General features: G+C 42.6%; 8 protein-coding genes. 1 reads left to right on the top strand and 7 read right to left on the bottom strand.

Annotated elements, in window-relative coordinates:
* Positions 1-81 precede the first annotated feature (81 nt).
* The 5 genes from ACE1OE_RS23715 to ACE1OE_RS23695 all read right to left on the bottom strand — a co-directional run bounded on the left by ACE1OE_RS23715 (position 82) and on the right by ACE1OE_RS23695 (position 8,224).
* The gene (locus ACE1OE_RS23715; RefSeq protein ID WP_449212454.1) at positions 82-702 is read right to left on the bottom strand and encodes a hypothetical protein; all 621 of its coding nucleotides are present in this window, start codon (positions 700-702) and stop codon (positions 82-84) included.
* An 888-nt stretch (positions 703-1,590) separates the two neighbouring features.
* On the bottom strand, positions 1,591-4,038 hold the full coding sequence (locus tag ACE1OE_RS23710) for a molybdopterin guanine dinucleotide-containing S/N-oxide reductase (protein WP_449212453.1): 2,448 nt from the start codon (positions 4,036-4,038) through the stop codon (positions 1,591-1,593).
* Between the two features lie 19 nt (positions 4,039-4,057).
* A complete protein-coding gene (locus tag ACE1OE_RS23705) occupies positions 4,058-5,152 on the bottom strand; it encodes a NapC/NirT family cytochrome c (protein WP_449212452.1) in 1,095 nt (364 codons plus the stop codon).
* A gap of 593 nt (positions 5,153-5,745) precedes the next feature.
* On the bottom strand, positions 5,746-6,384 hold the full coding sequence (locus ACE1OE_RS23700) for a recombinase family protein (RefSeq protein WP_449212451.1): 639 nt from the start codon (positions 6,382-6,384) through the stop codon (positions 5,746-5,748).
* Positions 6,385-6,517: 133 nt separating this feature from the next.
* Entirely contained in the window at positions 6,518-8,224 is a 1,707-nt protein-coding gene (locus tag ACE1OE_RS23695) for a site-specific integrase (protein WP_449212450.1), read from the bottom strand.
* 700 nt (positions 8,225-8,924) lie between these two features.
* Here ACE1OE_RS23695 and ACE1OE_RS23690 point away from each other — a divergent pair.
* Positions 8,925-10,595: an alkaline phosphatase family protein gene (locus tag ACE1OE_RS23690; protein ID WP_449212455.1), complete on the top strand. Its 1,671-nt coding sequence runs from the start codon at positions 8,925-8,927 to the stop codon at positions 10,593-10,595.
* Positions 10,596-10,746: 151 nt separating this feature from the next.
* Here ACE1OE_RS23690 and ACE1OE_RS23685 read toward each other — a convergent pair whose 3' ends face one another.
* Positions 10,747-11,778, bottom strand: coding sequence for an HlyD family secretion protein (locus ACE1OE_RS23685; protein ID WP_449212449.1), 1,032 nt, complete (start codon positions 11,776-11,778; stop codon positions 10,747-10,749).
* Positions 11,778-12,086 carry an Mg2+ and Co2+ transporter gene (locus ACE1OE_RS23680; protein ID WP_449212448.1) on the bottom strand — a complete coding sequence of 103 codons (309 nt, stop codon included), beginning with the start codon at positions 12,084-12,086 and terminating at the stop codon, positions 11,778-11,780. Before ACE1OE_RS23680 ends, ACE1OE_RS23685 begins: the two co-directional genes overlap by 1 nt.
* Between the last annotated feature and the right edge of the window lie 124 nt (positions 12,087-12,210).

The following is a 12,210-nucleotide window of genomic DNA, read 5'->3' as shown; positions in this document are numbered from 1 at the left end:
TTCTATGCTGAGAGACGGTGTTATGTGGGACGAGAGCAGCGCCAAAAATTAACTATTGACGCCATAGTCTCTTGTTAGCCATTACGTTAATGCTTTCTTGAATATTTCACCAAAGCTAGAATTTTCATATTTTGTTATGCCGATTTCATCTTCACGACCAGAGAGAGTAAGTTCTTGTGGATCAATTAGTTGTTCCTTTATTAAAGGGCTACCAACTAAACTTTCAAGGTTACGCATCTCTAAATCTTCGAATGTTTCGAACCAAACATTGGACTCATAAAGATACCGATTTAGGTCTTCTATAAAATAGTTATGAATTGTATCAACAGATCTCAAGAAGTTTGGCCTGTCAATCTTTCCTGTGCAAAACGATGCAAAAAGCTTCCCTATTAAGTCAGCTTTTTCAATATCAGTTACGTTATCTATAACTTGAATTACTTTACTCGCTATCTTTTCACTATCTGGTGATTTAGAAAACTGATGGATAGTTTCCTTGTCAGTTTCGGTAAGGCTGTCTAATTGATAAATGAATCGACCAAGCTTTTTTAGGAAAAAGTAGTCGCGGATAGACATAGTCAATTCCGCTACTTTAATAACAGAACCAAAGATTGGAATATCTTTCAGAATACCCTCATCTAAATTAGCATCCAACGCTATATCTAGCGCGTTAGATGATAGCTCTTTGATTGCATCTTTATTCACAAGATCCCCTTATTCGATTTTGTCTGGCTAACGTTTTATAAACGGACTTTTTCCGTCTTTGCATTCCGTCTATGTTGCTGCTATTCATTATGAAACTCAACTGGTATCAACCTGTTATGTGAATCGGCATATAGTTGCGGGGTCGAATTACGGAAAAATCCCGTATAAGAGAACAAAGTACGGATTAGATTAACTTGGTCTATTGGTGTACTGCTTAGGTGTTCCGTTTGCAGGCTCTGTGAAGGTTTGGGGCATTTTCGAGCTAGAAAATGCCACGTGCAAAAATTCAGGTTGTGATGTTTTTGGACAATTCCGTTTTAGCACGATTGCTAATTTAGCAAAGCATGAATTATTAAAAGTATGGACAAAGTCGCTTACGTGAGTGTCCAGTATCACTGGAGCAGATCACTTCGTTTATTGACAGAATACGAATCGAGCTGGTTCCTTTGCATCCATAAGAAAAGCAATGCCGCGAATAATTGGCGGATGGTTTCCTTGACAAAGAATGTGGCAGGAAAAGTTTAGGCTTTTAGCGACAGAGCCTTTTAGCAACAAACAATTGTGAGATATTGATGTGTCAGTGATGGTTATCTGAAAGAGCTCAGTAACAGAACCATCACCACCCAAAAATATTTGGGGTTATCCAGCCTACCGCCATTTTTTTGAGAAAGGGTAGAAGCCCTTAAACATTAACAATGTTGTAGTTCAGCGTTGAATTCCGGGGGTAAAGCAAGTTGACAAAGCTAAATGGATACGTGTAAAGCAGAGAGCCTGAAAATAAAGTTACGAATGATTTAGATGCCTTTAGTGTGCTAGCACCAAGGCATCTAAACTCTCTCACTTAGACTCAACGTTATAGGTGGAGAATTGCATCAATTGATTTAATAATTAGCCATTTTTAGGTGGTTCAAATGCCGTAAGCTCCAATGCTGGGCCGGTGTACTTTTCAATTTTCACTAGCGCTGAGTTTGCTGCACAGCCATTTGCCAAACGAGAGGTTGGAATATCCAAAGTAAGCACATTACAGCCTCCGTTTTTACATAAGCCCGTATTTTTATCTAGATCAGGCCAACCTCCTTCATGAATACACACTGCGCCTTGTTTGATGCCATCTGTTACCAGGGCACCCACCAAAACCTGGCCACGATCATTGTAAGCACGAACAAGGTCACCTGTTTTAATACCACGTGCTTTCGCATCTTCTACGTTGATAGAGATGGGTTCACGGTTGCCGATCGCATACTCTTCACGCAATTTCGCATAATTGAATTGGCTATGTAAACGATGTGCTGAGTGCGCTGTCATCAGCTGAAGCTCATCACTTTTAGCTTTACCAAAGAACTCCGTAGGCTCGATCCAAGTAGGGTGAGCTGGACAATCTGCAAGCTTGTAGCCTTCAATGGTTTTAGAGAAGATCTCGATCTTACCACTTGGGGTACCTAGCGGGTTCATCACAGGATCTTTACGGAAATCAGCATGACGAACAAATTGTGCCGCCTTCTTGTTGTATTTCATCTCAATAAGCTGGTTATCATCCCAGAACTTACCGAACTTAGGCATGCGTACACGTGCGGACTTACCCGCTTTTTGCGCCGTATCGTAAAAGCCTTTTAGCCAATCCATTTCGTCTTTGCCTTCAGTGAAAACATCTCGGCCACCCGCTTTGATCATCTCAGACATATCTGCGAATACATCAAAGTCGTTACGCGCCTCACCTTGAGGTTCAACGACTTTCTTCATTGGTACTAAGTGTTGGTTACTGTAGTCGCCCGTCATCGTCATATCGTTGCGTTCAAATGACGTAGTGATTGGTAATACAATATCCGCATGTTTAGCCGCTGCAGTCCAGTAGATCTCAGATATCACTACAAGTTCCGGTTTTTGCCATGCCTTAATCAAACGGTTGGTATCTTGGTGGTGAGTAAAGTTACCACCGCCTGCCCACCATATCATTTTCACATCAGGGAACGTCAGTTCATGGCCGTTATGCATATACGTTTTACCCGGATTTTCCAGAGCTTCTGTAATGCGAGCAACAGGGAAGCTGTTCACCGCTCCTGAAACAGCCCAGTCATTACCAGCAGAAGAACCACCACCGATTGAAGCGGAAATCGCAGGTAATACACCAGCATCGCGTGTTGGGTTACCACCATTAGAGTAGTGATAAGACAGACCGAAGCCACCGCCAGGAAGGCCAATCTGACCAAGCATTGCTGCGAGTGTTACAACCATCCAGTGGCGTTGCTCGCCATATTGTTGACGTTGAATACCCCACCCTGCCATAAGCATGGTGCGGTTTTGGCTAAAGATGTCAGCTAGAAGCTCAAGTTGTTTCGCAGGTACGCCTGTGATCTCTTCAGCCCATGCGGGCGTCTTTTCAACACCGTCTTCTTTACCCATTAGGTACGCTTCGAACTTGTCGTAACCACTCGTGTACTTATTTAGGAACTCTACGTCATGTTTACCCTTCTTAACTAAAGAGTGCGCGATACCCATCATCATTGCGACGTCGGTCATTGGACGCGGTGCAATCCACTGAACTGCGTCACCAAAGAAATCGATAGTTTCAGAGCGCATTGGGTCGATAGCGATGATTGTCTTACCAGACTTTTTAAGTTTGTGGAAGAACTCTAAGCCTGAGCAGTCGGTTGAACTCCATGCAATCTTAAGAGTGTTCATTGGGTTCATACCCCACAACACAACAACGTCTGAGCTTTCTAGTACGACTGGGTGAGTGGTTTGCTGCTCATAGACTTCGATTGAACCCATTACGTGCGGCATGATAACTTGAGCAGCACCTGTTGAGTAATCACCTAGGTGACCAGAATAGCCACCAGCCAAGCTCATGTAACGTTGCAGTAGTGTTTGAGCTTTGTGTAATACGCCACTTGAACGCCAGCCATAAGAACCCGCAAATATAGATTCTGGGCCATTCTCTTTACGGATACGCATGTGCTGTTCGTGGATTAGTTTGTACGCTTCATCCCAAGAGACTCGAACATATTCATCACCACCACGAGTTCCCGTAGGATCTGATGGATTATCTAAGAAGCCCTTACGTACCATTGGATATTTGATACGGGCTTTGGTATGTACCTGATCTGGGCCTGTCGTTTGCAAGCTGTTTGGCACGGTTTGTGCCAGGGCATTAGTCGTTGAAATGAGCTTACCGCCTTCTACTTCACACAACATCGGTCCCATACGACCCGCTGTTAATATACCTTTACCACGTTTATTTGCCGCCGATGCTGTTATTGGCGTCAATGATGTAAACGCTAGTGCCCCGGCAGCCATGCCCGTTCCTTTGAGGAACCCTCGACGAGTAATATCTGTCATAATTATTTCCCTTTATTTCTTAATGGCCAGCCACATCTTTTGCGTGGTTCTGGAAGTATTTAGTAAGCAGTTCTAGATCTTGGTCTGAAATGTCAGTTCGCTCACCCATGCCTTTTGCAACTGGGCCCCAAGCATTCACAGTGAAATGGTTCGCACCAATTTTTGCGTGACATGTAGAGCAGTAAACGTTATCGAGTTCTTTTGCGTACTCCCAGATAGGTTCGAGAGAATCTAGTACTTGTGTATCAACTTGCGTAGTTAGCACAGCTGTGCGCCATTCATTGCCGTACTCGTCCGCTTTGAACTCGCCTACCTCAAGGGTTTCTTTCCCTTGGTCAGTCAGCATCGCTACAATGGAACGTTGACCTTCACCGTAGTAAAGCACCTGCTCTGCACCTTTCATTTGATAAGCATGTAGCTCAATGGTGCGCTCAGTACCTTCAACATTTTTCACATCTAGACGGGCCGTTGGATTGATAGTACCAAGATCACCAATATTGATGGTTTCAGGTGAGTAAACGACTTTCGCACTCAAATCGGTTTTTTCTGTCAATGCCATCAGATTATCGAAAGCCTCACTGTCCATTTCTGGTTCAGGAGCAAAATGAGCAACACCTTTGTGGCAGTCGATACAGGTTTGATTATTCTCTTGCCCGTACTCGTGCATTTTCGCCGCATCTTCAGATTGCTCGTAGCTGTCCATAGCATCAAAGGTATGACAAGAACGACACGTCGCAGAATCGCTTTCTCGCAGTTGCGCCCATACGGTTTCTGCCATCGCCATACGGTGTTCTTCGTACTTGTCTTCAGTATCAATTTTACCCGTCACAAACTCATGATAAATGTCTTTAGAGGCTCGAATCTTCGTGATTACGTAGTCGATTGGATCGGAAGGAATATGACAGTCTGCACATTCAGCTCGGATGCCTTTGGCGTTACTGAAATGAATAGAGCCTTGATACTCTTCATATGGAATTTGCATCGTATGGCAAGAAACACAAAACTCTGTGCTAGATGTATAGTGCATCACAGCGGCGGTACCGCCTAACGTTAACCAACCAATACCTATTCCCACAGCAGCAATAAGAGCGACATATCGCTTTTTAATAGACATATTTACAAACCACTTCCAACATTTAGTAACAACAGTTAACAAAGTAATACTTTGGAGGTAGCCATCATTGATTCACATCATAAATTATCTCTACTGATAACTAAGAAATTAAACAATGTGAGCTGTATCAGTGTTTCTACACTAACCAGTGAATTCGATTACTTGTGCCAATGCACCATCACCCGATATCTCAACGACTTTACGACGTACATGCCTGCATAAGACTGCAGGGGGTACGTTAGACAGACAAACTCTTTTGCTTCGGAAAATTTTTAGTAGGGAAAACACACGCCCTTGCATTCTGTAGAGTATTTACCCTAAATGATTTTGGGGCAATTCTGAGTTATGAAGTGCTGACCACGAAGGTTCCTCATCAGCGTTGTAAGGGGTATTGTCGACTGCTGCCTTACTATCTGCTAATGAACTAGGTAATGAAACAGCTTGCGCGCAATTCCATCTTCATCCAAATTAAGATCCCGAGGCTCTCTGGATACTGTTTGTTTGTGCTTACAATAGGTCAAGCATGCTGGCGAGTCCGAGCATCACTCACACTATGTTAGCGACGGTCAGCATGCTTGATTTTTAGATGCGGTTTATGAAGAAGATACGGAACGGTTTTTAAATCGTCTCCAAGTTGAGATTGAAACGCCAGCGAGTTCGCATGCTTTAACTTGCGATAGTTGGTTGGCCTCAATGTACTTGTCTACCTCTAAGCACTTGTCCACTGTTTCTTGAACTTGTTGTTTACCCCTAAAGTTTGCCTTGTTCTGGGCTATGCCTTCAGCTTGTCGCCTACGTCGGTCGATGTAGTCTTTTGAGGCCATTGCTGCCAGAACATCGAGCATCAAGTTATTTATCCCTTTCAGGACGGCGCTCATCACTTCGCTGGTTAATTGGTCTACTGAAGGGGTTAATATTTGATAACTCGTTGGTAAGTCAATTGCGACCACACTCAACCCATTGAATTTCAATTTATCTTTAAGCTTTTCCCAATCTTCAGTTTTCATTCGTGTTAAACGATCGACTTGCTCCACTAGAAGAACGTCACCTGCGAACGAGTCTTCAATTAGCCGGTTGAGTTCCGGTCTTTCGTAAATTCGACCACTGGCATTTTCTACGTAAAATTGCTCGATAACGTGCCCTTGCGAATCTGCAAAATTGCGCACATATTCTTTAGCTCGCTCAGCATTCTGTTCGCTAGTCGATGCTCTTAAGTAAGCTCTAATTTTCATCACTACCCTTAATGTGTCTTTTAGATACCTATAGGCACTATGATTCATTTAGCTACTCTAGCAACCTATATGAACGCGATTGGTTCATGGTGGACTAGGGTAGACTTATATGAACTAGTTTGTTTGAAGTGGATTACGCTAGCCACTCAAATGGCTTTACTTTTTCAAGGTAGTGATCAAATTTGATTGTTTCGACAGCCTCCTTGAGTTTCTCAAGTTCAGCTTTGTCGCCGTAGCGGTCATACGTAATATTGCCGTTTTCGTGGCCAACCAAAGCAGCAGGCACCGCGGCGAGTACACCAGACTGTTTAAAATGGTTGATAAAATTGTGTCGGAAACTGGAAAATCGTTTTTTCTCTGCTGAGAGATTAATTAGCTTAGAAAAGTATCGACTAAACCAATCCCCATAGTTTTTATAGTAACCACCTTTCTTACTATATGAGAGTTCTGGAAAGAGTAGATCTTCTGAGCTAAAACGTTGAAGATACTTTTCAAACCCGAGCGATAACAGGGTTGAATGAACCGGTACTATACGCCTAGCACTTTTATTTTTTAACGACTGGTCGCGATCTAGGTTTGCGAGGGAGAAAAACCAAATACCATGTTTGAAATGAATGTTCTTTCTTTTTAGTTGTGCTATCTCATTTGGGCGCATACCTGAAAATAATGCGATCAGTGGCAGCCAGAAAAGGCTATATTTATGAATCTTCATTGTTTTGTGCCGATTTATCTTATGAGATGTAAAAATAGGTTGAGAGAAAATAGTAATTAAATCTTTTTTATCAAATGGATTGACATCATCATACTCATAGTAGCTCTCTTTTTTTGTTCCTAATCCACTGAATGGGTTATGTGTATCTAATTTTAGATGCTTTTCAGCCCATCTATAAATGGTAGCAGCTTTCTCTAGGTAACGGCCTACAGTACTTTCTGAGATTACTTCTCGTTTCACCTTTTCATTTATTTCTATCCAGCCGGAAACAGGGTAACGGTGGAATACTTCTTTATCATGTTTTGATTGATGAACTTTAGGCATCATTCTTAACTTTTCTAAAGCTAAGTCGCCATCTTCTACTGTGATACGAGTAACATCAAACTTACCAATTAGCTGGTGAATCACCATGCACATTCTAATTGTTTCTAACGCTTCAACAGAGTTTCCGTCCTCATCTTTCTTTAGATTTCTGTCGTTGTTTTTTCGGCGCAAGTACGTCAGACAGATCGCTTCAATGTTACTAGTCTCAATATTGTTGGTTATGAGTGATATGGTAGGGCAGTGTGTAGAGTTCTTTGGCGCACATGATTTTAGGGAGAGTTCGACTTCTTCAACTGATCTTTGTCTCACAGCCGTCAATTGTGGAACAGGATTATTTAAAATGTCTGTAACCAGAATATTGATTTTGTCATATTGAGTTGCCTCGAGCGCAAGACGAACTTGTCGCATCAAATTATAGTGGTCCTCGAGGTAACACAAAAGTGTATCGTGTGTAGTATCTTCTATATTAGGGTGCTTATGATTAATACACTCCATTCGTTTTAAAGCTCGACTTGAAGGAGACTCTTGCTCTGGATATAAATCATGGATGAACTTCAGTGTTTTGAAATTTTTCAAGTCTGAGAGTCCAGTACTTGGGCCAGGGAGGCGGCGTTTAGTGCATTCTTTAAGCATATCATGCATCTCGCTTGACTCGCTAAGCTTCCTAAATGCATGAAGAACGTTGCTCGAATCTTGGTTAGCCAGCATCATGATCTGTGTCTGAATGGAAGATAAGTCCGAAATGAAATCTGAAGCTTTTGTCTTTGATTCGCTCTTGTTGTGCTCTAAAACGTCAACGACCATTAATAACCTCTCCAAGTCATTGTTTTGCAGCCCAGCTGGGTACGCAAGTGTAAATCTATAATCTAACCAGCATCGAACAATTCAAATGTTCAAGTGCCTAGGTCTGGGAAACTCAAGCCGAAAGATATCGTAGGAAAATGTGAGGGGGATTAGTGTGCGAGCATTCTGCGAGATAGCTCCAGAGAATATAGAATCACTAGGGTGTTAACTAGTGCCACATTAATAGAATTCCTAGTACGGAGGTTAAAGTAGAATTTTCTAGTTGACGAGTGTGGACGTTTCGAAGCAGTAAGTGTTGGTACTCGCGTCAAACACAGAAATGCCCCATTATGTGTTTAACCCATAGTAAAGCTCCATTACCAACCCTAGTATGAGAGCCTTATTTGGCTCCCGCTATGGTGTGGACCAACTCCACTAATATGAAGCCCATAAGCTCTGCCTATAGTAAATGTAACCTCTACGGTCTACTTAGAAAAAAGCTGAACCTATAGAATAATTGAGCATACTTTTATGGGCTCTCCTCATTAAATAACCAAATGCTGGGCATCTATATTTGCACGATGTTTACCGACAGTAGTTTGCGTCTCGCGAAAGGTTTCAATTAATGACTGACTATTGCAGGTGTTATCACTCTTAGCCTTCTAACCCTATTTGAGAAATCTATATGAAGCCTTCTAATACCACTACGTCTATTTTATTGATGATGTTCTGTTTACCTGTGCATGCAAACACGCAAGCACATAGACACCCAACAAAACCGAGTCTAGTGTTGCAAATTACCGTTGATGGTCTAAGAGGTGACCTCCTGGAACGGTATAAGCATAACTTCGGACTTCACGGCTTTCGTTACCTCATGGAGCAAGGCACACATTACACTAATGCCCACTATGAGCATGGTAATACAGAGACTATTGTTGGCCACGTTTCGCTAGCTACGGGCGCACCACCTTCCGTTCACGGTATGGTTGGCAACATCTGGTATGATCGTCAAAAGGAACGTTTGGTCTACAACGTGGAAGACGAAAGTTATTCTATGCTCACCATTGGCGCTGGCGTCAATCAATCAACGGAGGTTGACCCAACTCAAAAAGCAGCGCAGAAAGATGGTCGCTCTCCAGTGCCAATTCTATCAACTACATTCAGTGATGAGCTGAGATTATCGAATAACGGGAAATCTAAGGTCTTTTCTGTCTCAATAAAGGATCGCGGCGCAATCTCATTGGGCGGGCATGCCGGAAAAGCTTTTTGGTTCTCAAAGTCTAAAGCGAGCTTTGTGACAAGTAATTATTATTATGATGAATACCCGCAATGGGTAACCGAGTGGAATGACCGTAACATTCCAGCGCAATATTCAGGGAAGCGCTGGGAAATGTCACTGTCAAGAGAGCAATACACATTGCAAGAAATTGCGGATGAGCACAAAGTCGATTTAGCTGGATTCAATCGCTCTTTCCCTCATCCTTATGGGCCTGAGGGTTATCCATATTTCCCAACAATGCTAACGCTTAGCCCTGCGGGTGATGAAATTACCGCAAATTTTGCAACAACATTACTTAAAGAGGAAAAGCTGGGCTTAAGTCATCATACAGATTACCTTTCGGTAAGTTTTTCATCCAATGATTACGTAGTTCATATGTATGGCTCGAATAGTTTAGAGACGGAAGACAATCTAATTCGACTCGATAACACCATCGCCGCACTATTTGAAACAGTTGACCAACAGGTAGGGCTTGAGAACACAGTTATTGTGCTTTCCGCTGATCATGGCGTTCCAGAATCTACACCTGTCGCTAATCAACTTGGGTTAAAGAATGCGCAATATTTCAATAAAAACGCTTTAGTCTCTGCGATGTTATTGAACAAATTGGAGCAAGAGTTTGGTTTAGATGACACGGCAATTATCCTTTATGCTCAACCTTACCTCTATTTAAACCATGAGATGATCAAAGATAAAGGGGTGTCGCTGGGCAGAGTGCAGAGGGTGGTCGCAGATGAAATAGCGAAGGTGGAAGGTGTCGCGGCAACAGTCACTAGTGAAGACATCAAAAATGGACGTGTGCAAAACTCTCGTGTATCGACGCTTGTTGGAAACAATTACCACCCAACTCGCTCTGGTGATGTGTATATTGTTTTCGAACCACGGTCTTATATTAATGACATGGATGGCATTACTATTGCCTCAACGCACGGTTCGCCATGGCGCTATGACACACACGTGCCGATTATTTTTGCGGGTTATGATATCAAAGCTCAAACCATCAGTCGTGAAGTAACACCTTACGATATTGCGCCAACACTCTCGAATAAGTTGGGTATAACACTACCAAGCGGGGCGACAGGGACAGTATTAAAAGAGGTGACGCAACCATAAGCGCGCCGACGTCTGAGAGATACCAACAAGTGGTTGGTATCTCAACACTTGACTATTTACGTATTTGACCTGGGTGCGATTGTTAAAGTCAGAAGAAGCGTAAAAGAACTACTTACTTTTACGCTTCTTTAAAGGTTAATAAACAAAAACACTAAATCGCCAATAGATACGATTTAACTGACGCAAGACGTAAAGTTGCCCCACCAATGATGTCAATGAAGCCGAGTATCGGATGAGGCTTAGACGCACTGATCCACGCAGAACCTGTTGCGCCAATCGGCACTTTTTTCATCGTGTCTTCATCAATTTCTAAAATAACGGTTCGACCAATAGCGGGAGCCCCCCTTTGAATGTGTGCTGAAACTCGTTGCTCTTGTGGCAACAAATTCCCTTGCGCTTCACCGGTTGCTTTCACTTTGCTGTGAACGCGAGATCGGAAAATTTGCCCAGGGAAAGTATCAATAAAGAACTCGCTAAACTGACCTTTTTCGATATTGGCAAAGGCTTGATCTGGGATTCGCATTTCGACAAATTTCTTCGATGTATCCCACAAATGCAGGGAACCGACTCGAGATCCATCCGCAATAAAAACATGAGTGATCATGCCATCAAACGGAGCTCTAACCGTAAGGCGGTCAAGGTCAAACATCAAGCTTTTTTTCTTGGCGAGTAAGCCATCTTTCTTGGCGTGTAACACGTTCAACTCAGCCACAAAAAATTCAACGTTGTCTTGAGTTTCTTCTAACTCTTTAAGGCTGACATGTTGCTCTAAGTTCTGGTTACGCAATAGGTTTCGCTTGGCTTGGGTCACTTTCACTTCTTGAGCTTCAATGGTTCTATCAATTTCAATCAGACCAGAATCAACCTCAGAAATCGACGCAGAAATCAGATCATCTTTGAGAGTGTAAAGCACTTCGCCTTTTTTCACATCGCGATTATGGTCAACGTATATTTTGTCAATGTGTTGACCAAGCGTTGGAGAAAGTACTGCATGAGGCGCTTTGACAGTGGTCGAATTAGTCAAATCAATCGGCGAATAGAAACGATGGCCGACAAACAAACTCACCAGTAACAGTAAGCCAATCACAACAGACACAAAGTAATTCTTTGGCGTTCGTTTGAGTACATTAAATTTGAATAACAACCAAACCACTAATATGTAGGGGAGCATGATCTCTTTCATTACGAAGCGCCTCTAATCCACTGTTGTAATTTATCCCAGTCCGTCACAATTGCGAGCACCGCAATAATCCAAAGCGGTTTGTAAAACATACCCAATATGCACAGCCAAAAAATCAACTTGGCCTGAGCCAAACCACGCTCTTTAGCAAGGTGTTTTGGAATAGAATGCACATACCATAGCTTGCTCAATGTCCATACAAGGATGCCCAATGTGACTGCCACAATGAACCACATGAACAACGTCGATTCTAGAATGTTGTAGACCGAAGGATACGCATCGTAAACCAAGGTAGTTTGATGAATCTTCATACGATTTCCTAAATTATCATCCCGTCTCTAAGGCAAAACCATTGGGACTATTCCAATCACTTATGCACTTATGCACTTATGCACTTGAGTACTGAGCCCGGAATGAACGAAAAAAGCCGTCTAT

This window comes from Vibrio sp. E150_011, from assembly GCF_053544015.1.
Note: the sequence above shows the minus strand (reverse complement) of the source record. Positions and strands in the feature narration are given on the sequence as shown.